General features: G+C 70.1%; 21 protein-coding genes, 2 pseudogenes and 1 riboswitch. Of the genes and pseudogenes, 14 read left to right on the top strand and 9 right to left on the bottom strand.

Annotated elements, in window-relative coordinates; genetic code table 11:
* Positions 1 to 131 precede the first annotated feature (131 nt).
* Positions 132 to 1,214, bottom strand: coding sequence for an aminoglycoside phosphotransferase family protein (locus IMT31_RS13250; RefSeq protein ID WP_413543078.1), 1,083 nt, complete (start codon positions 1,212 to 1,214; stop codon positions 132 to 134).
* 61 nt (positions 1,215 to 1,275) lie between these two features.
* Between IMT31_RS13250 and IMT31_RS13255 the strand changes: the two genes are divergently transcribed.
* Positions 1,276 to 2,160 carry a CPBP family intramembrane glutamic endopeptidase gene (locus IMT31_RS13255; protein ID WP_413543079.1) on the top strand — a complete coding sequence of 295 codons (885 nt, stop codon included), beginning with the start codon at positions 1,276 to 1,278 and terminating at the stop codon, positions 2,158 to 2,160.
* 1 nt (position 2,161) lies between these two features.
* Here the strand turns inward: IMT31_RS13255 and IMT31_RS13260 are convergent, their stop codons facing one another.
* Complete coding sequence (locus tag IMT31_RS13260) at positions 2,162 to 2,812, bottom strand: VOC family protein (protein WP_413543080.1); 651 nt, start codon at positions 2,810 to 2,812, stop codon at positions 2,162 to 2,164.
* Positions 2,813 to 2,965: 153 nt separating this feature from the next.
* Positions 2,966 to 3,080, top strand: a riboswitch (SAM riboswitch).
* A gap of 74 nt (positions 3,081 to 3,154) precedes the next feature.
* Between IMT31_RS13260 and IMT31_RS13265 the strand changes: the two genes are divergently transcribed.
* Both IMT31_RS13265 and metX read left to right on the top strand, forming a co-directional pair.
* Positions 3,155 to 4,513, top strand: a complete 1,359-nt coding sequence (locus tag IMT31_RS13265) for an O-acetylhomoserine aminocarboxypropyltransferase/cysteine synthase family protein (protein WP_345354894.1) — start codon at positions 3,155 to 3,157, stop codon at positions 4,511 to 4,513.
* 8 nt (positions 4,514 to 4,521) lie between these two features.
* Positions 4,522 to 5,643 (top strand): homoserine O-acetyltransferase MetX, encoded by a 1,122-nt coding sequence (gene metX, locus IMT31_RS13270; RefSeq protein ID WP_413543081.1) that lies wholly within the window; start codon positions 4,522 to 4,524, stop codon positions 5,641 to 5,643.
* 7 nt (positions 5,644 to 5,650) lie between these two features.
* Here metX and IMT31_RS13275 read toward each other — a convergent pair whose 3' ends face one another.
* Positions 5,651 to 6,523: an SGNH/GDSL hydrolase family protein gene (locus IMT31_RS13275; protein WP_413543082.1), complete on the bottom strand. Its 873-nt coding sequence runs from the start codon at positions 6,521 to 6,523 to the stop codon at positions 5,651 to 5,653.
* Between the two features lie 62 nt (positions 6,524 to 6,585).
* On the opposite strand from IMT31_RS13275, the gene IMT31_RS13280 reads away from it, so the two are divergent.
* Positions 6,586 to 7,341: an alpha/beta hydrolase gene (locus IMT31_RS13280; protein WP_413543083.1), complete on the top strand. Its 756-nt coding sequence runs from the start codon at positions 6,586 to 6,588 to the stop codon at positions 7,339 to 7,341.
* 22 nt (positions 7,342 to 7,363) lie between these two features.
* Here the strand turns inward: IMT31_RS13280 and IMT31_RS13285 are convergent, their stop codons facing one another.
* Positions 7,364 to 7,651 carry an RNA-binding S4 domain-containing protein gene (locus IMT31_RS13285; RefSeq protein ID WP_345354902.1) on the bottom strand — a complete coding sequence of 96 codons (288 nt, stop codon included), beginning with the start codon at positions 7,649 to 7,651 and terminating at the stop codon, positions 7,364 to 7,366.
* Between the two features lie 174 nt (positions 7,652 to 7,825).
* On the opposite strand from IMT31_RS13285, the gene IMT31_RS13290 reads away from it, so the two are divergent.
* The 3 genes from IMT31_RS13290 to IMT31_RS13300 are packed head-to-tail and all read left to right on the top strand — an operon-like array spanning position 7,826 to position 11,662.
* A complete protein-coding gene (locus IMT31_RS13290) occupies positions 7,826 to 9,217 on the top strand; it encodes a glycine--tRNA ligase (RefSeq protein WP_413543084.1) in 1,392 nt (463 codons plus the stop codon).
* 16 nt (positions 9,218 to 9,233) lie between these two features.
* Positions 9,234 to 10,292 (top strand): N-acetyltransferase, encoded by a 1,059-nt coding sequence (locus IMT31_RS13295; RefSeq protein WP_413543085.1) that lies wholly within the window; start codon positions 9,234 to 9,236, stop codon positions 10,290 to 10,292.
* The gene (locus IMT31_RS13300) at positions 10,292 to 11,662 is read left to right on the top strand and encodes a YibE/F family protein (RefSeq protein WP_413543086.1); all 1,371 of its coding nucleotides are present in this window, start codon (positions 10,292 to 10,294) and stop codon (positions 11,660 to 11,662) included. Before IMT31_RS13295 ends, IMT31_RS13300 begins: the two co-directional genes overlap by 1 nt.
* 28 nt (positions 11,663 to 11,690) lie before the next feature.
* Here the strand turns inward: IMT31_RS13300 and IMT31_RS13305 are convergent, their stop codons facing one another.
* The 3 genes from IMT31_RS13305 to IMT31_RS13315 form a co-directional block, all read right to left on the bottom strand.
* Positions 11,691 to 12,641, bottom strand: coding sequence for a hypothetical protein (locus tag IMT31_RS13305; RefSeq protein WP_413543087.1), 951 nt, complete (start codon positions 12,639 to 12,641; stop codon positions 11,691 to 11,693).
* Between the two features lie 153 nt (positions 12,642 to 12,794).
* Positions 12,795 to 14,009 carry a hypothetical protein gene (locus IMT31_RS13310; protein WP_413543088.1) on the bottom strand — a complete coding sequence of 405 codons (1,215 nt, stop codon included), beginning with the start codon at positions 14,007 to 14,009 and terminating at the stop codon, positions 12,795 to 12,797.
* Positions 14,010 to 14,138: 129 nt separating this feature from the next.
* Positions 14,139 to 15,158, bottom strand: coding sequence for an LLM class flavin-dependent oxidoreductase (locus IMT31_RS13315; protein WP_413543089.1), 1,020 nt, complete (start codon positions 15,156 to 15,158; stop codon positions 14,139 to 14,141).
* Between the two features lie 80 nt (positions 15,159 to 15,238).
* Here IMT31_RS13315 and dusB point away from each other — a divergent pair, with 80 nt between their 5' ends.
* The gene (gene dusB, locus IMT31_RS13320) at positions 15,239 to 16,465 is read left to right on the top strand and encodes a tRNA dihydrouridine synthase DusB (protein ID WP_413543090.1); all 1,227 of its coding nucleotides are present in this window, start codon (positions 15,239 to 15,241) and stop codon (positions 16,463 to 16,465) included.
* A pseudogene (locus IMT31_RS13325) lies at positions 16,449 to 17,852 on the top strand (deoxyguanosinetriphosphate triphosphohydrolase). The gene dusB and the pseudogene IMT31_RS13325 overlap by 17 nt, the downstream one beginning before the upstream one ends.
* On the opposite strand, the gene IMT31_RS13330 reads toward IMT31_RS13325, so the two are convergent.
* Positions 17,849 to 18,553 (bottom strand): DNA alkylation repair protein, encoded by a 705-nt coding sequence (locus IMT31_RS13330; RefSeq protein WP_413543091.1) that lies wholly within the window; start codon positions 18,551 to 18,553, stop codon positions 17,849 to 17,851. The pseudogene IMT31_RS13325 and the gene IMT31_RS13330 sit on opposite strands and share 4 nt — an antisense overlap.
* Here IMT31_RS13330 and IMT31_RS13335 point away from each other — a divergent pair.
* Positions 18,546 to 18,926 (top strand): hypothetical protein, encoded by a 381-nt coding sequence (locus IMT31_RS13335; protein ID WP_413543092.1) that lies wholly within the window; start codon positions 18,546 to 18,548, stop codon positions 18,924 to 18,926. The two genes, IMT31_RS13330 and IMT31_RS13335, sit on opposite strands and share 8 nt — an antisense overlap.
* A 96-nt stretch (positions 18,927 to 19,022) precedes the next feature.
* Entirely contained in the window at positions 19,023 to 20,909 is a 1,887-nt protein-coding gene (gene dnaG / locus IMT31_RS13340) for a DNA primase (RefSeq protein ID WP_413543093.1), read from the top strand.
* A gap of 26 nt (positions 20,910 to 20,935) precedes the next feature.
* Here dnaG and IMT31_RS13345 read toward each other — a convergent pair whose 3' ends face one another.
* Positions 20,936 to 21,589, bottom strand: a complete 654-nt coding sequence (locus tag IMT31_RS13345) for a PepSY domain-containing protein (protein WP_345354925.1) — start codon at positions 21,587 to 21,589, stop codon at positions 20,936 to 20,938.
* 81 nt (positions 21,590 to 21,670) lie between these two features.
* Between IMT31_RS13345 and IMT31_RS13350 the strand changes: the two genes are divergently transcribed.
* The 3 genes and pseudogenes from IMT31_RS13350 (at position 21,671) to IMT31_RS13360 (ending at position 24,949) form a co-directional block, all read left to right on the top strand.
* Positions 21,671 to 22,387 (top strand): sirohydrochlorin chelatase, encoded by a 717-nt coding sequence (locus tag IMT31_RS13350; RefSeq protein WP_413543094.1) that lies wholly within the window; start codon positions 21,671 to 21,673, stop codon positions 22,385 to 22,387.
* Positions 22,388 to 22,495: 108 nt separating this feature from the next.
* Positions 22,496 to 24,220 carry a nitrite/sulfite reductase gene (locus IMT31_RS13355; RefSeq protein WP_413543095.1) on the top strand — a complete coding sequence of 575 codons (1,725 nt, stop codon included), beginning with the start codon at positions 22,496 to 22,498 and terminating at the stop codon, positions 24,218 to 24,220.
* Positions 24,217 to 24,949 (top strand): annotated as a pseudogene (locus IMT31_RS13360) (phosphoadenylyl-sulfate reductase). The gene IMT31_RS13355 and the pseudogene IMT31_RS13360 overlap by 4 nt, the downstream one beginning before the upstream one ends.
* Positions 24,950 to 24,956: the final 7 nt, after the last annotated feature.

Raw genomic sequence — 24,956 nt, forward strand, 5'->3', positions numbered from 1 at the left:
CCAGTTGGTGATCGGGGAGGACCTCGACTCGATCGCCATCGGCTGAGCCGGAGCTGGGTCTGCTCCCGGTGCCGGGTGCAGTGCCGCCTCTCGCAACCGTGGCCAGGGCTTCCGGGACCAGGACGGCATGCTCACCCGGTGTGTCCAGTGCGCCAGACGGCTTCAGCGGTGGCGGCCCGCTCGATCCGGGGCAGCACCTTGCGGAGCAGCTTCGCCCAGTGCGGCGGTCCCTCCTTGCGGGAGGGGCCCTCCCGCAGCGACGCGTCGTAGAGTGACTCGAGCGCCATGCATCCCAGCCAGACCCGGGCGCGCCATGCCTCCGCGGCATCGCGGGCGATCGCCTCCAGCTTCTCCTCGCCATGCCACAGGGCCAGGTAGGCCGGGTTCAGGGCGGGGTCCCACACGGCGGCCAGATCCCAGTCCAGGATGCCGGTCAGCTCCCATCGACCACCGTCGCCGCCGGGGGAGCGCCGCTGCCAGCGCATGTTGTGACCGGCCAGGTCTCCGTGGACCAGGGACGGCGGCACCACGGGGCATTCCGTCCACCGGGTGGCGGTGCCGGTCAGTGCGGTCACGGTGCCGGCCCACCGGTCGGCGGACGCCGCGCCGCTGCCGGTCCAGGCGTCTGGACCGTACATCCGGGTCAGCAGCTCCGGCAGCGCCTGGACCACTGCCACCTTCTCAGCCGCCCATGGTCCCCGGAATCCGAACGGTGGTCCGAGGTGCGGCACCAGCGGAGCGGTCTCGATCCCCGCGAGCACCTCGCACACTCCGCGCAGCAGCTCCGGGTCGCCCTCGTGGGGCGGGTGCGGCTGCCCGGGGAGGAATCGCTGGACGACGGCGGCCGTCCCCTCCCGCAGTCCCATCGCCTCACCGGACGGGGCGGTGACCACCTCGGAGAGGGGTGCGGGCACCGCGAAGGGCAGGGCCGGCGTCGGGCCCTGACCGAGGGTGCCACCGAGCGCGGCGACCATCGCCATCCGTCCCGGCAGGAGTGCGGCGGCCCCGGCGGTGCGCGCGATCCGCACGGCGCCGACGCCGGGCAACACGAGTACCCGGTGGAACTGACCGCCCTCGTCGACCTGGCCCGCCGACCAGTCGGCGGTGGCGAGCCGGCGAGGCAGCCCGTGGTCTGCTGCCACGGCGGATGCCAGCGGACGGGCTGCGGCAGCACGTGCGGCGGCGAGGTCCTCGGAGGTCGGAGCGGAGGGCATGGATCCACGCTAGCGCGGCACGGCGGGGTTCCTGATCAGAGAGGGTTCCTACACTGGTGCGGTGACCACCCCTGCCCGTTCCGCCCGCCCCACCCAGCCGGCCCCGGTTCCGCCCTCGGCCCGGACCGTCCGCTGGGAGATCGTGATCGTGCTCGCGCTCTCCCTGGGGCGCTCGGCGGTCTATGCGATCGTGAACCTGATCGACAAGTGGACGCAGGCGCCGCTGTCCGGACAGACCACCACGCTGAACCCGGCCCTGGATGACCGTCAGTACTTCGACCTGACGTACCAGGTGCTGGACATCGGCTTCGCGCTGGTCCCGGTATTGCTGGTGCTGCACCTGGTGTGGATCCGGGGGCGGAACCCGTTCCGCACCTTCGGGCTGGATCTGCGCCGGCCGGGGAGGGACGCGGCGTGGGGGATCGGGCTGTTCCTCGCCATCGGGCTGGGCACCCTCGCCGTCTACGCGGCCGGCCGGGCCACAGGCGTCACCACGGCGATCGTCGGCAGTGCGCTGAACGAGTACTGGTGGACCGCCCCGGTGCTGTTGTTCTCCGCGCTGCGCCATTCCCTGTTGGAGGAGGTCATCGTGGTGGCGTGGCTGTTCGACCGGCTGGGCCATCTGCAACAACTGCGCGCCGGGGTGGGCCCGAACCGGCCCGGCCCCACCGCAGCGGAAGGCGGGCTGCGCACCTGGGCGAGCGCCGCCGTCGTGCCCCTGAATCCCACGGCCGTGGTGGTGGGCTGCGCCATCCTGCGCGGCGCCTACCACCTGTACCAGGGGGTGGGGCCGGGGATCGGCAATCTGCTGATGGGGCTCGTCTTCGGCGCGTTCTACCTGAGGTATCAGCGCGTGATGCCGCTCGTGGTGGCGCACTTCCTGCTGGACGCCGCGGGCTTCGTGGCGTACCCGCTCCTGGTGGAGGCGGGCCTGTTCGGCTCCTGAGTCAGAGCGTGACGGTACCCTTCGGGGTCTCGAAGGTGACCCCGAGCAGGCCCGGGGTGCCGGAGGGGGACTCGAAGACCACATTGAGGTCCCCGACCTTCTCCTCGGGATCGTCCAGGCCCAACCAGCCACGCACGCGGTCACGGGATCCGGCGATGGTGATGGAGGACAGCTCGGCCTGCGGCTCCTGTGCCTGGGAGGGATGCAGGTCCTCGGTGCCGTCATCCCAGCGCAGCAGGTAGGGCACCTGCGGGTCGGCGATGAGACCCTTGATGCCGATCTGGCGCCAGGTCAGCTCGCGGCCGTCCGGGAACTTGCGGTTGCCCGGCACGGACTGGCGCTCCAGGCGCTCCTCGAACGGCGCGAGGTCATCCACGGAGACGCACCAGCCCATCCAGCCGCCGCCCATCTCGGAGCGGGCGCGCACGGCCTGACCGAAGGGGGCCTTCTCGGAGGAGGGGTGGTCCAGGACCTCAACCACCTCGAGGTACTGGCGATTGCGCAGCGGGAACAGCGCGTTGCGGGTGCCGAAGCGGGGGTGGACACCGCCCTTGACCCGCTCGATGCCGAGGGCATCGGCCAGCCGGGCCACCGTGGCGGCCAGTCCTTCATCGGGTCCAACAGCGTACGAGACGTGATCCAGGCGCATCATGTGCTTATCGTCGCACTTTCCCCCACCTCGGGGCGGTTAGGTTAACCTCACTTGAAATGTGGCCCGCGTCACAGGTCGGTCCGGGGTGCGCGTGCCGTCATGCTGCGACTCCGGGGGATGAATCGTCCGGGCCGATCTGGCACACTGGACCGAGGTCATGAGTGCCAGCATCAAGCCCCGGCTTGCTGGCCGGCAACCCTCCAGCTCGCGGTGGGGTGCCCCGGGTGAGGACCTGGCAGGTGCCAACCGGCACCGGCAAGCGCGGGCCACCACGGCGCGACGGGTTGACGGATCACGCCCGACCGCTCCGGTGGGTGGCCCTGGAATGACAGGAGCCGTCCCTTGACTGACACCACCAACACCCCCGCCGCGGACGCCATCGATCCCAGCACGTGGGGCTTCGAGACCCGGCAGATCCACGCGGGGATCCCCGAGGAGAACCCCTACGGCGCCACCGTGCTGCCGATCATCCAGTCGAACTCCTTCGACTTCCCCTCCGCGGAGGTCGCCGCGGACCGCTTCGCGCTGAAGGACCTGGGGCCGCTCTACACGCGCATCGGCAATCCCACCCAGGAGGCGGTGGAGGGCAAGATCGCCGCACTCGAGGGCGGCGTGGGCGCGTTGCTGCTGGCCTCGGGGCAGGCCGCCACCACGTTCTCCATCCTGAACCTGGCCGGAGCGGGTGACCATGTGGTGGTCTCCGCCTCCCTCTACGGCGGTACGCAGAACCTCTTCAAGCACACCCTGGCCAAGATCGGCGTCACCACCACGTTCGTGCAGGACCCGGACAATCTGGACGAGTGGGCCGAGGCCGTGCAGGAGAACACCAAGGCGTTCTTCGCCGAGACCCTCGGCAACCCGCGCGGTGACGTGCTGGACATCCGCGCCGTGGCGGACGCCGCCCACTCCGCCGGACTCCCGCTGATCGTGGACAACACGCTGGCCACCCCGTACCTGCTGCGGCCCATCGAGCACGGCGCGGACATCGTGGTGCACTCGGCCACCAAGTACCTCGGCGGCCACGCGGCGGCCATGGCGGGCGTGATCGTGGACGGCGGCACCTTCGACTTCGCCTCCCAGCCCGAGCGGTACCCGGGGTTCAACACCCCGGACGAGTCCTACAACGGCCTGGTCTTCGCCCGTGATCTCGGGGTCAACGGCATCCTGGGGGCCAATCTCGCCTTCGTGCTCAAGGCCCGCGTGCAGCTGCTGCGGGACCTTGGCAGCGCCATCAGCCCGTTCAACGCCTTCCTGCTGAACCTCGGCCTGGAGACCCTGTCCCTGCGCATGGACCGTCATGTGGCGAACGCCCGGCAGGTGGCCGACTTCCTGGACACCCATGACCAGGTCGAGTCCGTGATCTTCCCCGGCCTGGCCTCCAGCCCGTGGCACGAACGCGCGAAGCAGTACCTGCCGGACGGTCCCGCCGGTTTCGTGTCATTCGAGATCGCCGGGGGGCGCGAGGCCGGCGCGCGCTTCGTGGACGCCCTGAGCCTGCACCATCACGTGGCCAACATCGGTGACGTCCGTTCGCTGGTCATCCACCCCGCCTCCACCACCCACTCCCAGCTCACCGAGGCCGAGCAGCGCGCGGCCGGCGTCACGCCCGGACTGGTCCGGCTCTCCGTGGGCGTCGAGAGCATCGCGGACATCCTGGCCGACCTGAAGGCCGGTTTCGCCGCCGCCGGTCAGGGGGAGTGAACCATCCCATGACCGCCATCACCGCCCAGCATGCGGCCACGGCCCTGCCGGAAGGTGGCCTGCACACCCAGCGCATCGGTGCCCTGGACTTCGAGACCGGCGGACACCTGCCGGAGGTGGAGTTGGCCTACGAGACGTGGGGCACGCTCAATGCCGAGGCCTCGAACGCCGTGCTGGTGCTGCACGCCCTGACGGGCTCCACGCACGTGGCCTCCTCCACCGCCATCACGGAGGAGGGCTGGTGGGAGGGTGTCGTGGGCCCCGGCTGCGCCATCGACACCGACCGGTGGTTCGTGGTGGCCCCCAATGTGGTGGGCGGCTGCTACGGGACCACCGGGCCGTCGTCGCTGGACCCGGAGGGGATCCCGTGGGGATCTCGGTTCCCGTTCACCACCATCCGGGACTCGGTGCACGCCGAGGCCCGGCTGGCCGACGCCCTGGGCATCAGCCGATGGCATGCGGTCGTGGGCGGCTCCATGGGCGGAGCCCGCGCCCTGGAGTGGGCCGCCACCTACCCGGAGCGTGTGGCCGGCATGGCCGTCATCGCCTGCGGCGCGCACTCCACCGCCGAACAGATCGCCTTCGCCCAGGCCCAGATCCAGGCCATCACGCTGGACGCCAACTTCCGCGGCGGAGACTACTATCCGGGCCCGACGCCGGACGGCGGCCTGGGCATCGCCCGCAAGATCGCGCACATCACCTACCGGTCCCAGCCGGACATGGACGGCCGCTTCGGCCGCGGCGCCCAGCCGGAGGAGGATCCCTTCGGGCAGCCGCTGCGGCGGCAGGGACGCTACCAGGTGGAGTCCTACCTGGACTACCAGGCGGCCAAGCTCGTCAAGCGCTTCGACGCCAACAGCTACCTCGTGCTGACCGAGGCGCTCATGAGCCATGACGTCTCCCGGGGCCGCGGCACAGAGGCCGAGGTCCTGGCCGCCATTACCGCCACGCCGTTCATCACCGCCGTGGAATCGGACCGGCTGTACTTCCCCGGGCAGTCCCAGGAGTTGGCCCGCCAACTGCCGGGGGAGAATCCCGTGTACATGATCGATTCCCCGGTCGGCCATGACGGCTTCCTGACGGACCTGGACCAGGTGGCGGCGGACTTGAAACGGGTGCTCGGGCTTTAGGCCGTGCCTACCGTCCCTCACCCTGTTCGCCTGCGTCCGAGCCCTGCACCATCGGGTGGCCGAACATGGGCTCGGCCAGGGGGCGCTTCGGGGCCAGTCCGTCCCCGGAGGACTGACGCCGCAATCGGCGCAGCACCCAGGGCATGAGGTGCTCGCGCGCCCAGTGCACGTCCTCGGTCCGGGCCTGGCGCCACGTGCTGTGGACCGTGGGCTTCGGCTCGAAGGGCACCAGGTCGTGCGGGACGTTGAGGGTCTCCAGCACCATGGCGGTGATCGCGTGGTGTCCGGTGGGGGAGAAGTGCAACCGATCCGCGGCCCACATCTCCTTGCGGGTCAGGTCCCGCAGGGCCCACAGGTCCGCCACCACGGCGTCGTGGCGCAGCGCCACGGTGTGCACGTTCTCGTTGTAGACGGCCACCTTGCCGCGGATGCGGCCCATCACCGGGGTATCCCGGATGTCCGGGCCGGTGAAGAGCACCACGGTGGCACCGCTGGCCGCCAACCGGCCCACCAGGTCATCCAGCTTCAGCGCGGTGGCGTCCGGGTCCCCTCCGGGGCGGATCACATCATTGCCGCCGGCACACAGGGTGATGAGATCGGGGCTCAGCTCGATCGCCGGCTCCGTCTGCTCGGCGGCGATCTGGTCGATCAGCCGGCCGCGGATGGCCAGGTTGGCGTAGGAGAAGTCCTCCTCGTCCGGCACCCGGTGCGCGAGCTCCTCAGCCACGCGGTCCGCCCAGCCGCGGTGGTATCCAGGCCGTGCCGGGTCCGGATCGCCGATTCCCTCCGTGAAGGAGTCGCCGAGGGCCACGTAGCGGCGCCAGGGATGGACCGGGTGCAGGGGGGTTCCGGAGATGGGGGCGGCGGGGGAGTCGGGCATGTCACGATCCTAGAACGCCGGTTACCCATCGGTCACATTGGTCCTCGCCTACGCTGGGAGCCATGACCGAACCACAGAACACCGCCCCCTCGCACGCGCCATCCTCTGCAGAGCCCACCGAGCCATTCGTCCGCTGGTCCCGGCCGGAGGCAGATCGCGCGGGTACACACCTGCTGGTGGTGCTGCATGGCTACGGAGCGGACGAGAACGACCTGTTCGGGATCGTGCCGGAGCTGCCGGCGAAGTTCACCATCGCCTCGGTGCGGGCGCCGCTGGTGATGGACCACGGAGGGTACACCTGGTTCCCCCTGACCAACTCCCTGCAGTCCTCGCCGCTGGCGGTGCGGGCAGCCATCGAGGACCTTCAGGAGTGGGTGGCCGCCCAGCGGCCGGACTTCGCCAGCACGTCGCTGCTGGGGTTCTCCATGGGCATGGCGATGGCCACCTCGCTGCTGCGCCGGGAACCGGAGGCCTACGCCTGTGTGGTCGGCCTCTCCGGATTCGCCGTCGACCCTTCCGTGACGCCCGGTGCGGATGCCGCGGGACCGGCGGACGGCGTCGTGCCCTCCGAGGTGTCCGCCGGCGGCCCGCTCGCCGGATTCTTCGACGACGAGGCGGTCAAGGCCGTGAAGCCGAAGGTCTTCTGGGGCCGAGACCAGGCCGACCCGGTCATCACGCAGGACAAGGTGGAGTACACCCATGCCTGGATGAACGAGCACGTGGACATGACCAAGGTGCTCTACGCGGGGATCGGTCACGGGATCGGGCCGCAGGAGCTGCGGCACGTGGGCGAGTTCCTCGACTACACCGTGAAGTAGCCCGGCCTCGGCGGCACCGGGATCAGCGTCCCTCCGGGACCACCTTCACGGCTTCGCCGGAGAACTCGATCACGTCACCGTGGTGCAGCTGCCGGCCGCGGCGGGTCTCCGGATCCCCGTTGACCTGGACCAGCCCGGCCTCGATCACCACGCGGGCGTCCGCTCCATCCTCCACCAGGCTGGCGAGCTTGAGGGCCTGGCCCAGACGGATCACCTCGTCGCGGATCTCGAGGGGAGCGGGGTGCGTGGCCGGTGCCTCGGGTGCGTGACGATGGTGGCCGTTGGTCTCAGGGGCTGGATGTTCGGACATGCCTCCATTGTGGCCTGAAGTACCGTGCCGGTGCACCAGCCCCGGTGCGGCCAGCACGGCGCATCGGCCCTAGACTGGCCCGGTAACCCCAGCGCTGCCGCCCCTCGAGGGCGTCAGCCCCAGTGCGCGGACCGCTGCCAGCGGCCCTGTAACAGACACGGATGTGATGCCTCCATGGCCCCCAAGACCACCCTCGACCAGGTCATCTCCCTCGCGAAGCGGCGCGGCTTCGTCTTCCAGGCCGGTGAGATCTACGGCGGGTCCCGTTCCGCCTGGGACTACGGTCCGCTGGGCGTGGAGCTCAAGGACAACATCAAGACGCAGTGGTGGAACACCTTCGTGCGCGGCCGCGAGGACATGGTCGGGCTGGACTCCTCCATCATCCTGCCCACGCCGGTGTGGAACGCCTCCGGGCACGTGGCCACCTTCACCGACCCCTTGGTCGAGTGCACCTCCTGCCACCGGCGCCACCGCCAGGACCACCTGATCGAGGGCTTCGAGAAGAAGAAGGGCCGCGCACCCGAGGGCGGCCCGGACGGCATGGACGAGATCGTCTGCCCGGACTGCGGGACCCGCGGGGCCTGGACCGAGCCCCAGAACTTCTCCGGCCTGATGAAGACCTTCCTGGGCCCCGTGGACAATGAGGAGGGTCTGCACTACCTGCGTCCGGAGACCGCCCAGGGGATCTTCGTGAACTTCCTCAACGTGGTCAACGCCTCGCGCCGCAAGCCGCCCTTCGGCATCGGGCAGATCGGCAAGGCCTTCCGCAACGAGATCACCCCCGGGAACTTCATCTTCCGCACCCGCGAGTTCGAGCAGATGGAGATCGAGTACTTCACGCACCCGGAGGCGGCGAAGGAACACTTCGAGACCTGGGTGGAGGCCTGCTGGGAGTGGTTCACCGACCTCGGGATCAACCCGGAGAACATGCGCCGCTTCGACGTCCCGGATGGCGAACGCGCCCACTACTCCGAGGCCACGATCGACCTGGAGTACAAGTTCGGCTTTGCCGGCGCGGAGTGGGGCGAGCTGATGGGCATCGCCAACCGCACGGACTTCGACCTCAACTCCCACACCGAGGGCTCGGGCACGAAGATGCAGTACTTCGACCAGAACTCGGCGGAGCGCTATACCCCGTACGTGATCGAGCCGTCCTTCGGCCTGACCCGCTCCATGATGGCCTTCCTGGTGGACGCCTATCGTGAGGAGGAGGCCCCGAACGCCAAGGGCGGCACGGATGTGCGCACCGTCCTCGGCCTGGACCCGAGGCTGGCCCCGGTCAAGGCGGCCGTGTTGCCGCTGTCCCGCAAGGAGGAACTGGTCCCCACCGCCAAGCGTCTGGCGGACGAGCTGCGCGGGGTCTGGAACATCGACTATGACGATGCCGGCGCGATCGGCCGCCGCTACCGCCGCCAGGACGAGATCGGCACCCCGTTCTGCATCACCGTGGACTTCGACTCGCTCGAGGACCAGGCCGTCACCATCCGCGAGCGCGACTCCATGTCACAGGAGCGGGTGCCCCTGCAGAAGGTGCGCGGCTGGCTCTTCGAGCGGCTCGCGAAGTAGGGGGGAGGAGGTCAGCATGACGGTTCCCGACGACGGCCCGCGGCTCCCAGCGGGAGTCACCCTCCGGCCATGGGCCGAGGGGGACGATCTGCGCCTGCTCGAGCTGTGGGGAGATCCCACCGACGCGCAGCACCACCAGGACCGGGCGATGCTGCGGCCCTCGAGCACCCGGCCGGATGAGCCCTGGGCCCGCTGCCTCGTGGCGGAGGACGAGGGCATCCCCGTGGCCGCGGCCGTGGTCTACGCCTCCTCCGTGCATCCGCAGCGGCTCTGGTTCTACGCGGAGACCACGCGCGAGCAGCGCGGACGGGGGATCGCCACGGCCCTGACCGGTGCCCTCCGTGCGGAGGCGGCCGCGGCCCTCTCCGCCGGCACCGTGGTGACCACCGAGCTGAAGGCGCGCTTCGCCGCCGTGGACTCCGGTGTTCCCGAGACCACTCCACCCGAGACCACTCCATCCGAGGCCACTGCATCCGAGGCCGGTGCCGCCGTCCCGGAGCCCGCCGAGCATCCGGCCGCGGCCTTCCTGGCCGACCAGGGGTTCGCGCCGCTGCAGCGGTCCCGGCGCATCGCCGTCGGGCCCGGGGTGATCACGGCGCCCGAACTGGACGGGACCGGGCTGGCCGTGGAGGAGCTGGCCACCGGCTCGGTGGAACTGACGCAGGCCGTGGCCGCGTTCTACGAGGCCACTCACGGCTGGGACCCGGCCGAGATGACCGTGGGGCGTGCCCAGCAGCTGTTGCTCGGGCCCTCCACCGGGGCCTCCGGGGCCGTCGTCCTGAGGCCGCGGCCGAAGGACCAGGGCGGGAACATCGATGCGTTCGCCATCTCCTACACGCCGGAGCGCTCGGAGGACCCCACCGATGTGCTGCTCGGCTGGAACCCGGAGTTGGCCCCGGCTGACGCGCAGGCGGCGGCCGCCTCACTGCTGGCCCTGTTGACGGCCCAGTACCCGGTGCAGCTGGAGGTGGATGAGGCCATGGAGGTCCTCACTCCGGTCCTCGATCGGCTGGTCGCCAGCGGTCACGCCCGCGTGCTGCTGGACACGCGGATCTGGGCCACCGACGCCAGCTGATGGCCCAACCACCCCAGCCCCCGCCCCGGGGCCCGTCATCGGAGCCGGGCCTCGAAGGCCACGCCGGACACTCTGGACACGGGCATGGGCTGCCCGCGGGTCCGGGCGCCGATGAGGCGCTGACCGGAGCGGGCGGAGGCAACGGGCGGCGGGTGGTGGTGGCCCTGACGGCCATCCTCGTGCCGCTGGCGGTGGTCCTCATCGCCGCCATGATCGCCCTGTGGCCCTCAGGGTCCCACCGGGATCTCTCCCTGGCGGACCCCTACGGCACGAACCAGGGGATCTCGATGGTGACCGGGACGGTCACCGAGGTCCAGCCCCGGGACTGCGGTCCGGAGGCCGCCACCCTGGAGACCCCGGGCGGCGGGATGGTGGGGGATCCCTCGGCCGCTCAGGTGCAGTGCGTGGACGCCGTGGTGGATCCTGACGGCGGCGGGACGGACCGCGCGCTGGTCCCGGTCCCGAGCTCCATCAGCGCCTCGAGGGACGTCCAGGTGGGGGACCGGCTCAAGGCTCTCGACCTCTCCGGCCTGCCGGGCGGCGACGCGGCGGGGCAGTCCGGCCAGGCCGGTCAGGCCGACTATGTGTTCGTGGACTTCGAGCGGACGGTGCCGGTGGTGTTGCTGGCCCTGCTCTACGCGCTCGTGGTGGTGGCCGTGGCCCGGTGGCGCGGCCTGCGGGCCGTGGTGGGTCTGGGGCTGGCCTTCGCGGTGCTGTTCGTGTTCATGATCCCGGCGCTGTTGGAGGGCGGGCCGCCGCTCTGGGTCGGGCTGGTGGGCTGCTGCGTGATCATGCTCGTGGTGCTGTACTTCGCCCACGGGTTCTCGCTGCGCACCACCACCGCACTGCTCGGGACGTTGATCGGTCTGGCCCTGACGGCCGTGCTCGCGCTGTGGGGCACGGATGCCGCCTACCTGACCGGTCTGGGGGACGAGTACTCGTACATCCTGGCCACCGTGGCCCCCGAGGTGCGGCTGTCCGGGATCGTGCTCTGCGGGCTGCTGGTGGCCGGGCTCGGGGTGCTCAACGATGTCACCATCACCCAGGCCTCCGCTGTGTGGGAGCTACAGGCCGCGAATCCGAACGCGTCCAAGCGGGAGCTGTTCACCTCCGGCATGCGGATCGGCAGGGACCACATCGCCTCCACGGTGTACACGATCGCCTTCGCCTACGCGGGGGCCGCTCTGCCGGTGCTGATGGTGGTCTCGCTGTATGACCGCAGCCTGTGGGACACCCTGATGTCCGGAGAGCTCGTGGAGGAGATCGTCCGGATCCTGGTGGGATCCATCGGCCTGGTGTTGGCCATCCCGGTCACCACCGGCATCGCGGTGGCCGTGGCCAAGTCCGTGGGGAAGACCCCGGCCACCTGAGCATTCTCCGCACCCAGGACGGACCGGTCTACTGCACCGCGTGGGTGTAGGAGCCGACCATCGCCCGCAGGACGGCGTGGAGCTCGGAGGAGGCGGCCTCCTCGGCGTCCTCGGCCGACTCCAACGGGATCGAGGCGTAGACCACGTCTCGCTGGGCGCCTCCGCCGACCGCCAGGTCCCACACCTCAAGGGATTCCGGATCACTGTCCTGCGGAGCCGAGACCAGATCCACCATCAGCTGGGTGCCGGACTCGGACTGGACCACGAGGGAGCGCAGATAGCCGACTTCCCCGTTCTGGGCCGGGTGCTCCGGCTGTTCGGTGATCTCCACGACCTCCACCATCTCGGCAGCGTCCGGGGCGCCGCCGGTGACGTCACGCTCCGCCCCGCCGATCCGCTGGCCGGAGGGATCGGCGATGGAGATGCGGCGCAGGCCGCTCTCCCCGGCCTCTGCCTCGACCGAGAAGGAGGCCGGGATCACGAGGTTGCCGTAGACCTCCGTGGGGCAGGCCTTCCAGCCATCCGTATACGCTGCGTGCTGATACATGAACCAGGCCCGCTTGTTCTCGGGGTCGGTCTGTTCCTCGGTCTCCGGCAGCTGCTCGTCGCCGGCGAGGGCCTCCACGCATGCCAGGTGGAAGACCTCGTCCAAGGGACGGGGCTCTCCCTCGTAGGTGCTCTGCTCCAGCTCAGCCGAGGGCAGGTCCCCGGTGGCCGCGGGAGACGAGGCTTCGGGCTCCGAGTCCTCGCCTCCGGCGCCGCCAGGGCTCCCCGTGGGCGTCGTGGCAGGGCTGGAGCTGGGCGATTCCGAGGGCTGCGCGCTGGCCGGGACCGTCTCGCCTGCCTCGGAGGAGCCGGCATCCCCGCTGTCGGCACATCCCGTCAGGGCCAGGGCCAGCCCGGCGGCGGCCGCACAGAGCCCCAGGCGAAGGCGTCGCGAAGCATGGATGGTGTGGAGATGGATCGAGCGGTCAGACATGTGGTTCCCCCCTGGGATCGGTGCTATGACCCGTGCCACGCTACATATTCCAGGGCCTGGCGGGACGCTGAGGAGAAGAAGGACACAGTGTCCATCAGGTGTCCATCCGGTGTCCACCTTGTATCCAGGAGTTGTATCCAGGAGGCGCCGGGCTCACCGCCGGTAGGTGCTGGGCCACTGTGCCCGCAGTCGCCGGACCAGGCCGTCGGACTGGCGCTGCAGGCGTCCGGTGACCAGGCCGGCGTGCAGCCCCTCCGCCAGGACCTGCTCGACCCGTGACGTGGCCGAGGGCCACTGCACGCCGTGGGGGACGGCGTCGTTCACGGCACGCTGGACGCCCTCTGGCAGGGCCTGGATCCCGCGCGCGATCTGTTGGTTCAGGGACTTCGTCAGGCCGGCCATCATGCCGGGGGCCAGGGCGAGGTGTTCCCGGGCGAGGGCGAGCAGTTCGGTGTCCGGCAGTCCTCGGTCAGCTGGCAGCAGCACCCACAGCACGTTGGCCACCTCCACGGGGGCCACGTCCTCCAGCCCGAGGTCGGCATCGCGGCCGAAGCTGCGGTAGACGCCCCAATGTTCCACCACGGTGGCCTGGGGCCAGATGAAGCCGCGCTCGTCCGTGACGTACCGACCGGTGGCCAGGAGCCGCTCGAAGGACTTCTGCATCCGGTGGCCGGCACTTCCACCGCCGCTGCGCTCGCGCAACAGTTTCAGGGCCGTCTGTTGGCGCATCGGGTAGGACGCGTCCAGGAAGTCCTTGACGGCCCGTTCGGCGGCCTTGGACTGGACCCTGAGGCTGGTGGTGGTGTTCGCCTTGGGTGGGACGGCCACCGTTCGTGGCAGCACGGCGGGCCGGCCCCAGCGGGGGTCCAGCAGGAACTGGGCGTGTGGCACCTGCAGGGTCTCTGGCCGGCTCCAGCCGGTGGTGCGTACGGCCCGGTCTGCATCCCGGTAGGCGTCCTCCACCCGCTCCACGAGCTTCTCGAACTCGCCCAGGTCCTTCTCGGTGGGATTGAGGCCCGCGGCCGGATCCCGGCTGCCGCTGGTGATCTCCCGCCCCGCGCGTCCCGGCGCCCGGGGAACGTTGCGCTCCAGTTCGGCGCGGTCCCGCTGGGCCCGCTTGAGCGTGCCGGAGAACCCACGGACCACGGGACCGTCCCGGTCCAGCCATCCCGGGGCGGCCAGGGCGTCTGAGGGGCTGCGGTCGTATCGCTCGGAGTCCAGGGTGACCCGGTGGAACCGGCCCTCCAGTTCCCGCCACTGGTCCTGCCGCCCGTGGAGTTGGTGGCGCTGGATGGCGGCCACGCCGGCCCATCCGCCGATCCCGACGACCACGGCCAGCACGATGAGCATGATGACCCAGAAATCCATGAGGTCGTGCTCCCATCAACGTGCGGCAGGGTGGGTCGTCAGGCCACGGGCCGCGTGGCCCGGAGTCCCCAGATTACCAACGGGGCGGCGGAGCCGGCGTGGAACTCGTACCGACGGTGCCGCAACCTCCTACCTCCAGCCGAGCTCCCTGGCCAGGTCGGCCCACTGGGTGAACAGGTGGGCGTTGTATTCCACGCCGAGCTGGTTCGGGTTGGCCAGCAACACGTAGTCGGCAGCCTGCACGGCCTCGTCCTGCCGCAGCAGGTCGATGACCTCCTCCATGGTGCCGGAGTACGTGGGTCCACTGCGGGCCCTGCCGCCCTCGAGCTGACCGGAGGAGTCGGCGCGCTCACGGCGGCCTCCGAAGTACCGCTCGTCCTCCGCGGAGACGATGGGGAACACCGAGCGCGTCACGGCGGTCATCCCGCCGGTGGTGTGTCCGGAGGCTTCGTAGGCCGCCGCGTACTGGGAGATCTGATCGGCCTGCTGCACGTGGAAGGGTCGGCCATCGTCCTGCAGCAGCAGGGTGGAGGAGAGCAGGTTGTAGCCCTGCTGTCCGGCCCGGACACCGGAGGTGGTGTTGCCGGAACCCCACCAGATGCGGTTGACCAGCCCGGGGGACTGGGGCTGGATGGACAGTCTTTCCTGACCCGGCTGGGCCCAGCCGGAATCCGGATCGGCATGGGCCACGAGCCCACCCGAGATGGCGTCCCGGAAACGGTCACCCCGGGCCTGGGCCAGCTCGGACCAGCTCTGCCCGGGCTCGAGGTCGTAGCCGAACTGGTGCTGGCCGTCCCGCGCCGCCTCGGGGGAGCCGCGCGAGATGCCGAGGTGGAGCCGGCCGCCGGAGATGAGGTCCGCCGTCGCCGCCTCCTCGGCCATGTACAGCGGGTTCTCGTACCGCAGGTCGATCACGCCGGTGCCCAGCTCGATGCTCTTCGTGGCCGCGCCCATGGCGGCCAGCAGCGGGAACGGGGCGGAGAGCATGTTCTGGAAGTGGTGGGAACGGATCCACGCCCCGTCCAGGCCGGCCTCCTCGGCGGCCACGGCCATCTCGATGGTCTGGCGCAGGGTGGCGGCTGCGTCCGGTGTGCGGGAGCCGGGCACGGAACTCCAGTGCCCGAAATTCAGGAATCCGATCTTCTTCATATTCGCCACAACACCACGAGGAGCGTGCTTCTTCCACAGCAGCGCCGCGAGAATCCGCCGGTTCTGGGATAATGGGCCGAATGACCGCCGTGACTGACGCCTCGCCCCGCGCCGAGACCCTGCGTGCCGCTGCCTCCACGGCCCAGACCCCGGAGCGCCTGAACCTGCCCGCCCTGACGCTGGGCCCGCTGACCATCGACACCCCCGTGGTGCTGGCCCCCATGGCCGGCATCACCAACACCGCCTTCCGCCGGCTCTGCCGCGAGTACGGTGGCGGGCTGTACGTCTCAGAGATGGTGACCGCCCGAGCTCTGGTGGAGCGGCGGCCCGAGTCCCTGCGGATCATCCACCATGATCCGGACGAGGTGCCGCGCTCGGTCCAGGTGTACTCCGTGGACCCCGTCACCACCGGCCAGGCCGTGCGCATGCTCGTCCAGGAGGACCACGCCGACCACATCGACCTGAACTTCGGCTGCCCCGTCCCCAAGGTCACCAAGCGCGGCGGCGGATCGGCCCTGCCCTGGAAGTCCGAGCTCTTCGCCTCGATCGTCGGCGCCGCCGTGCGGGAGGCCTCGAAGAAGGACATCCCGGTCACGGTGAAGATGCGCCGCGGCATCGACGAGGACCACCTGACCTACCTGGAGGCCGGCCGCACCGCGCGCTCCCTCGGCGTGGCCGCCGTGGCCCTGCATGGCCGCACCATGGAACAGCACTACTCCGGCACCGCCGACTGGGACTCCATCGCCCGGTTGCGCGAGGCCCTGCCGGATATCCCCGTGTTGGGCAACGGGGACATCTGGTCCGCCGAGGACGCCATCGCCATGGTGCGGCACACCGGGGTGGACGGTGTGGTGATCGGGCGGGGATGCCAGGGACGGCCGTGGCTGTTCGGGGACCTGCAGAACGCCTTCGAGGGCTCGGACGAGAGGTTCCGGCCGGGGTTGGCGAAGGTGGCGGACACCTTCCACCGCCACGCCGAGCTGCTCGTGGACACCTTCGGCGGGGATGAGGGCAAGGCCCTGCGGGACATCCGCAAGCATGTGGCCTGGTACTTCAAGGGCTACCAGGTGGGCGGGGAGCTGCGCGCCCGCCTCGCGCAGGTGCCGGACCTGGCCACCCTGCGCGAGCTGCTGGACGAGCTGGACCCGAACGCCCCGTACCCCGGGGCTGACGCCGAGGGACCGCGCGGACGCGCCGGATCGCCCAAGCGTCCCCATCTCCCGGAGGGGTGGCTGGACTCCCGCGAGCTCAACGCCGAGCAGAAGTCCCTCATCCAGGCGGCCGAGCTGGATGTCTCCGGTGGCTGATCAGGCGGCCGGGCCGGCGCCGTCCCCCGGCGTCCCGCGGCGGGTCCGCCACCACCAGGCGGTGCTCTTCGGGCCCGAGGGGCGCCCTCCCTATGCGGGGCGCCCCGCCGAGTTGCCCGGCTATGGGCCGTCCGACCGTCAGCGCTGGTGGCCGGAGCCCCCCAAGAGCACCTACCGCTCGGACTTCGAGCGGGACCGCGCCCGCATCCTGCACTCCTCGGCACTGCGCCGGCTCGGGGCCAAGACGCAGGTGGTGGCCCCGGACGAGGATGACTTCGCCCGTACCCGGCTGACGCATTCCCTCGAGGTGGCCCAGGTGGGCCGCGAGCTCGGGCGGTCGCTGGGCTGCGACCCGGACATCGTGGACGCCGCGTGCCTCTCCCATGATCTCGGCCACCCTCCCTTCGGGCACAACGGGGAGAAGGCCCTGGACCTGATGAGTGAGGACATCGGCGGCTTCGAGGGAAACGCGCAGACCCTGCGGCTGTTGGCCCGGTTGGAGACGAAGAAGTTCTTCGATGACGGCCGCTCGGCCGGACTGAACCTCACTCGGGCCTCGTTGGACGCCTCCTGCAAGTACCCCTGGATCCGTGAGGATGCGCCGCTGCGGACAGACGGCAGGCGCTCCCGCAAGTTCGGGGTCTATGCGGATGACCCTGCCGGTCTTCGAGTGGTTCCGGCACGGCGTGCGCGGGATCCGGCAGTCCATGGAGGCCCAGGTGATGGACCTGGCAGATGACATCTCCTACTCCGTGCATGATGTGGAGGACGGGATCGTCAACGGCCAGTTCCAGTTGCACTGGCTGGCCGACCCGGACCACCGGGACCTCGTGATCGAGCGGACGCTCGAGTGGTACCTTCCCCAGACCGACCCGGCCGAGGTGGAGGCGGCGCTGAGCCGGCTCGAGGGGACCCCGGTGTGGGTTCGTCAGGCCGACGGTACCCGCCGATCCCGGGCCGCCCTGAAGGACATGACGAGCCAGCTGATCGGGCGCTTCTCCAACGCCGCCTTCGACGCCACCCGTGAGGTCTTCGGCAACGATCCCCTGACCCGCCATGAGGCGGACGTGGTGGTGCCTGCGGAGACGGAGATCGAGATCGCCACCATGAAGGGGATCGCCGCCGCCTATGTCATGAGTTCGGAGGCCCGCCAGCCGCTGTACGTGCGTCAGCGGGAGAGATCCTGACCGAGCTCGTCGAGTTGTTCTGGGACTCCGGTGACCGCTACCTGGACCCCCTGTTCGCCGGGGACTGGCGCGAGGCCACGGACGATTCCGCCCGCCGCCGCGTGGTGATCGACCAGGTGGCGTCCCTGACGGACTCCACGGCCATCGAGTGGCACTCGACCCTGGTCCGTGGCGAGCCGTTCCGGCGCAGCTGGGTCTAGTCGGCCTGCTCCTCGTTCCGCCGCACCATCTCGGAGATCCAGGCTGGGGCGAAGGGAGAGGTGCAGTTCGGGGGAGTGGGGTAGTCCTTGAGGACCTCAAGGCGTTCGCCGATGGCCAGCGCTCGGTCACGCAGGTCCGGGTTCTCGATCCCGATCGCCGCCAAGGTGTTGTTCATGGACCACTGCAGGTCCTTCGGGGCGTCCCGCATCTGCGCCTCGATGGTGTCCAGCAGCGAGGACAGGTCCAGGACCTCCGGTCTCCTGTACACCTGGTGGCTGATCAGATCCCAGCCGGCGGCGGCCACCCACTGGTCCGAGTCCTCGGTCCACGCGCTCCGCAGGGCCTCCAGGTGGGGGCTCTTCTTGGCCACGTAGTTCACCAGCCAGGCGTGGACTTTGGGTGCGCGCGCCTCGCGGATCATCGCGTCGAGCTCGTCGACGCCGAACCTCTTCGGCGAGCAGAGCAGCAGCGCGACCAGCCGCGTGGCGGTGTCCCCGGTGGCCCAGAGCTCCACGGCGAACTCGTGGCGAGGGGCGAGCGGGAGCTTCACGGCCTTGGCCACGGCCCGCAGCCTCGTCAGGTTCACGCCGTGGTCATCGCCGCGCTTCTCGTTCGCTGCGCGCAGGCCGGGGTCCTCGAGCGCCAGCAGTTCGGCCTGGACGGCCTCCACGGTGGGCTCGATGGTGACGGCGGTGGCCATGGAAGTCTCCCGGGTCGACGGCGGGTCAGAGGTCGAGGACCAGCCTACGTCCGCCCCACCGGTTCCGGTTCCCCGTCCTGCGTGGCCACACCCGGGCGGCCCCACCTCGGTGGCGCCGCTGTGCCGGTTCGCCGTCCTTTTGGACGGCTTAGACGCCGTCGTCCTCGGCGCCACCATGGCCATGCTCACCTCGGATGTGGTGATGGTGATTGACCATGCCGCCACCACCGGCACTGCGTACTACGTCGGCCCGGTCATCGACCAGCCTCAGCGCACCTCCGCGGGGGCCGGAGCTCCACACACGGCCGGGAATTCACCGCCGTTCGGTCTTTTCATCGCGGAAATCCGCCATGAAAAGACCGAACGGCTGTGAAATCCTCGTGGCTTGCCGGAGACGGGACCGGGGCCGGCTGCGCCCGAGCCTGTGGATACCGAGGAGCGGGAACAGATCCCGGCCTAGACTGGGACCATGGCAGGTCTGATCAAGCGCGAGGACATCGATCTGGTCCGCGAGCGATCGGACCTCAAGGAGATCGTTGACGCGTTCGTGACGCTCCGCAGCGCCGGCGTGGGGTCCTACAAGGGATTGTGTCCCTTCCATGACGAGCGCAGCCCCTCCTTCCACGTGCGGCCCTCGGTCGGCAGCTATCACTGTTTCGGCTGCGGAGAGTCCGGCGACGTCATCGCGTTCCTGATGAAGATGGAGCACACCACCTTCTCCGAGACGGTCGAGCGTCTGGCCGCGAAGGCCGGTATCGAGCTGCACTACGAGGACGGCGGCACCGGGCCGGACCGGGAACAGGTCGGCCGGCGCCAGCGGCTGCTCGAGGCCAACAAGATCGCCGACGAGTACTTCCGGGAGCAGCTGGCCTCGCCCGGGGCGGTGGCCGGGCAGCAGTTCCTGGCCGGCCGCGGCTTCACCTCCGAGCATGCCCACCAGTTCGGTGTCGGCTATGCGCCGCAGGGCTGGGACCACCTCCTCAAGCACCTGCAGCGCAGGGGGTTCCGTGAGGACGAGCTCAGGCTCACGGGCCTGTTCTCGGAGGGTCAGCGGGGGATCTATGACCGCTTCCGTGGCCGGCTCGTCTGGCCCATCCGGGACATGACCGGGGCCACGATCGGCTTCGGCGCCCGCAAGCTCTTCGAGGACGATCCGGGCCCCAAGTACCTCAACACCCCGGAGACGCAGCTCTACAAGAAGTCCCAGGTGCTCTACGGGATCGACGCGGCCAAGCGACAGGTGGCCAAGAAGCGCCAACTCGTGGTGGTGGAGGGCTACACGGACGTCATGGCCGCCCACCTGTCCGGGGTGGACACGGCGGTGGCCACCTGCGGTACGGCGTTCGGCTCGGAGCATGTCAAGATCGCCCGTCGGCTGATCTCGGATGACGGCACGGGCGGGGAGATCATCTTCACCTTCGATGGTGACGCCGCCGGGCAGAAGGCCGCGCTGCGTGCCTTCGAGGAGGACAGCAAGTTCCTGGCCAAGACCTTCGTGGCCGTGGAGCCCTCCGGTATGGACCCGTGCGATCTGCGTCAGGAGAAGGGGCCGGAGGCGGTGGTCGCGCTGATCGACTCGCGCCGTCCCCTGTTCGAGTTCGCCATCAAGGCGGGGATGAAGAACTTCAATCTGGACACCGTGGAGGGCCGGACCGGAGCCCTGCGCCATGCCGCCCCCATTGTGGCCGGCATCCGCGATTCGGTGGTCCGCCCCGGCTACGAGCGGGAGCTGGCCGGATGGCTCGGCCTGGACCCGGCCACCGTGCACCGGGCTGTGGCGGGCGCTCAGCGCGCCGGTTCCGGGCCGTCCACGGACACCCGGAGGGAAACACCCCCTGGGCCCGACGCCGGCCCGGCGCCGGGGGAGGGCGGGGGCGGCTACCAGCGCCCGGACACCCGCGATCCCGCGGCGCGGATGGAGAAGGAGGCGCTTGAGGTGGTGCTGCAGCAGCCCACCCTGCTCTCGGCCGAGCAGTGGCAGGCCTTCTACGCCGCTGACTTCAAGGTCCCCGCCTTCGCCGTCATCCACTCCGGGATCCGGGCGGCCGGCATGGCCGGGGCCACCCCGTCCCAGTGGGTCGAGCAGGTGCGCCAGGAGGTCCCGGTGGAACTGGGTCCCCTGGTCAGCGAGCTCGCGGTCACCCCGCTGCCCGCCCGCACGGATGAGGACCTGGTGCGGTACTGCCGGGACATCATGAACCGGTTGTTCGAACTGCAGATCACCCACCAGAAGGGTGACCTCATGGGCCGGCTGCAGCGGCTGGGGCCCGGCGGGGACCCGGCCGAGTTCGCGGCGCTCAACCGTCAGCTGATGGACCTGGAGGCCAAGCGCCGCTCGCTGCGCGCTCGCGAATAGCCGTCGCGGGCGCGCCGCGGGACAGCTCAGTCGTCCTGCGTGACCTCACCGGTCATGGCATCGACGCGCAGTTCGTCGCCGTCGTCGCCGTTCTCCCGGTCCAGGTCGACCTCCCAGCGCAGGGTGCCGTCGTTCTCATCGAGCTCCATGGAGTCGATGCTCTGGCCGTCGCGGCCCTCCAGTGCTGCGCGGGCGGCGTCCTCGGCGGTGACGGTGGCCTCCTGGGCCCGGCGGATGTCGTCATCATCGTCATCGTCATCGTCATCCTCACTGACCGTGCCGTCGGTGAGGACATCGAAGTCCACCACCAAGTCGCCGGTCACGGCCTCGATCTCGTAGACCGTGTCGTCGTCGTCACGGTCGATCTGCACGATGACGGCATCGGTGTGTTCGGTGAGCAGGGCATCGATGGCCGCGAAGGCCGGGTCCTCTCCGGACGCGGTGCCCTCGCCGCTGGGGGCTGCCGAGGCGGTCGAGGAGGTGTCATCCGATCCGGTCGGTGAGGAGGTCTCTGCCGTGGTGGCGGAGGTCTCGGCAGTCGCGCTCGTGCCGTTGCTCGACTCCGAGGCGCCCTCATCGGCCACCGAGCAGCCGGTGAGCAGCGCCAGCGCCAGGACTCCGGTCCCGGTCAGCGCGAGGGTCTTGGTGGAGGGGCGGGGGAATCCGGTGCTCTGTGTCATGGCTACAGTCTCTCAAGTCAGGATGAGCCGTAGATGAGAGGTGCGGGACCAGCCCCACCAAGCGCTGGCTAGGGTATTGCCATGAACGAGTCGATGCATGTTGTGGCGTGCGCCCACGGGACAGACGATCAGGATGGCCAGCGGGCCGTGGACTGCCTCCGCGCGGAGGTGGCGGACCTTTCCCGCCGGCGGGGGATCGACGTCCGGATGCATGAGGCGTACGTGGACGTCCAGGGGCCGAGACTGGACGACGTGCTGGCTTCCCTGCCTGTGGGGGAGCGTGCCGTGGTTCTGCCCCTGCTGCTGTCCACGGGTCACCACACCCAGGTCGACATTCGCCGGGCGGTACGCTCCCGTCCAGGCACCCTGGCCGCTGCGCCCGTCGGGCCGGACCGGCGGCTGGCGGTCCTCCTGGCCGAGAGGCTCGCGCAGGCCGGCCTCGACGACGGCGACCGGGTGGTCCTGGCGTCCGCCGGCACCCGCGTGGCCCGGGGGACCGAAGAGGTCGTCCAGATGGCTGCCTGGCTCGGCGAGGAGCTCGGGCGTCCGGTCACGGCCGCCTTCGGTGCGGCGGCTGAGCCGCATGTCCGAGACGCGGTCCGTCACCACCGGGCTCAGGGTGGACGCCGGGTATTCCTGGCGTCCTATCTCCTGGCGCCGGGGTTCTTCCACAACCTGCTCACCCGATCTGGCGCGGACGTGGTCACCAGTCCCTTGTTGCCGTCGGGCCTGGTGGCCGAGTGCGCCGTCGACCGATTGGCTGAAGTGCTTCACCTGGCTTCACACGAGGACTCCTGAACGGCGGCATCGGGCCTCCACGTACTGGCAGGGGGCACACTGGGCGAACATTGCCTCGTGTGATGATGCGTTTGTCCCCCCTCCCGGGGGCTCCATACCGTCGGTGGCATGACTCAGGTGACCGAGACCTCCACGACACCCGGCGCGGCCGACCGCACCCCGCGTCGATCCGCCAAGCCCCACGGCCAGTGGAAGGTCGACGGCACCGCACCGCTGAACCACAACGAGGAGTTCAAGCAGCAGGACAACGGCCTCAATGTGCGTGAGCGGATCGAGAAGACCTATGCACGTGAGGGTTTCGATTCCATTCCCTCGGACGACCTGCACGGACGCTTCCGCTGGTGGGGGTTGTACACCCAGCGCAAGCCGGGGATCGACGGGGGGAAGACGGCCACCCTGGAGCCACACGAGCTCGAGGACCGTTACTTCATGCTGCGCGTGCGGATCGACGGCGGCGCCCTCACCGCCGAACAATTGCGCGTCATCGGTGGTATCTCGACGGAGTTCGGCCGCGACTCCGCTGACATCACCGACCGGCAGAACATCCAGTTGCACTGGATCCGGGTGGAGGACGTCCCGGAGATCTGGCGTCGTCTGGAGTCGGTGGGGCTGTCCACCACCGAAGCCTGCGGGGACGTCCCCCGGGTGATCCTGGGCTCGCCCGTGGCTGGAATCGCAGCCGATGAGATCATCGACCCGACGCCGGTCATCCGCCAGATCGCCCAGCGCTACATCGGCGATCCGGAGCTGGCCAACCTCCCGCGCAAGTTCAAGACCGCCATCACGGGGCATCCCTCCCAGGACGTGGTGCACGAGATCAACGACATCTCCCTGGTGGGTGTGGTCCATCCCGAACTGGGACCCGGATACGACCTGTGGGTGGGCGGGGGCCTGTCCACCAGCGCCCGCCTGGCAGATCGGCTCGGGGCCTACGTCAGCGAGGAGCGGGCCGCCGAGGTCTGGCTCGGGGTGGTGCAGATCTTCCGGGACTACGGATACCGCCGACTGCGCAATAAGGCTCGGATGAAGTACCTCCTGAATGACTGGGGGCCCGAGCGGTTTCGCACCGTGCTGGAGGAAGAGTACCTGGGCTACTTGCTGCCGGACGGTCCGCCTCCTGCCCCGCCCACCCGTCCCGGTGACCACGTGGGAGTCCATCCGCAGAAGGACGGTGGTTACTACATCGGAGCCGCGCCGGTGGTCGGGCGGATGAGCGGCACACGGCTGACCGCGCTGGCCGAGCTGATGGAACGTCATGGTTCCACCAGACTGCGTGCCACGCCCCACCAGAAGATCGTGGTGCTGGACGTGGCCCGGGACCAGATCGAGGCCGTGGCAGCCGGCTTGGCCGAGCTGGGGCTGGACAGCGCGCCGTCGGTCTTCCGGCGCTCGACCATAGCCTGCACGGGACTTGAGTTCTGCAAGCTCGCCATCGTGGACACCAAGGACACCGCTGCCTGGACCATCGCCCGACTCGAAGACCGACTGGCGGATGTGGCGGACCGGATGCCGGATCGGCTGAGCCTGCACATCAACGGCTGCCCAAACTCCTGCGCACGGATCCAGACAGCGGACATCGGCCTGAAGGGTCAGTTGTTGCCGGACGCCAACGGTGGTCAGACCCCGGGATTTCAGGTCCACCTGGGCGGCGGGCTGGCATCCAGTGACCGGGAGACGGCTGGGTTGGGCCGTACCGTCCGCGGCCTGAAGGTGACGGCCGACGGACTGGTGGACTACGTCGAGCGGCTGATCCGGCGCTACGACGACGAACGAGACCAGGGCGAGACCTTCGCGTACTGGGCCCACCGAGCAGACGAGGAGTCCCTCCGATGAGCACCCCATCAGCACCGAATGTCCGGACCGCCGAGGAACAGGACCGGCTACGGCGCCTGGCCGAGTCTGGAGCCTCCGAACTCGGTTGGGACGCGCCCGCCCAGGAGGTCGTCGCCTGGGTGGCCAGTCACCTGTCGGTCGAGGACACGGCCGTGGCGTGTTCGATGGCCGACGCCGTCCTACCGCACGTGGTTGCCGAGCGGCAGCCGGGGGTGGACGTGCTGTTCCTGGACACCGGCTATCACTTTGCCGAGACCCTCGCGACGCGCGACGAGGTGGGCCGCCGTTTGGCCGTGAACATCGTGGACGTGCACCCGGACCAGACGGTGGCCGAGCAGGATGCCGCCCACGGTCCGGAGCTCTTCGCCCGGGACCCGGGCCTGTGCTGCCAGATGCGGAAGGTCGACCCCCTCAACCGTGCCCTGGAGGGCTACCGCCTCTGGTACACCGGAGTGCGCCGGGACGAAGCTCCCACCCGCACGAACACCCCCCTGGTGACCTGGGACGAGGCCCATGGGCTCATCAAGGTCAACCCCTTGGCCACGTGGAGTCTCGAGGGACCTCACCGGATACTCCGCGCGTCACCGTCTGCCGGAGAACCTGCTGCTGCGCCACGGTTATCCCTCCATCGGCTGTCTGCCCTGCACCAAGCCGGTGGCCCCCGGGGAAGACCCGCGCTCGGGCCGGTGGTCTGGGAATGACAAGACCGAGTGCGGCATCCACGTCTGACCGGCCC

The organism is Citricoccus nitrophenolicus (genome assembly GCF_047305825.1).
GTDB classification, from domain to species: Bacteria; Actinomycetota; Actinomycetes; order Actinomycetales; family Micrococcaceae; genus Citricoccus; species Citricoccus nitrophenolicus.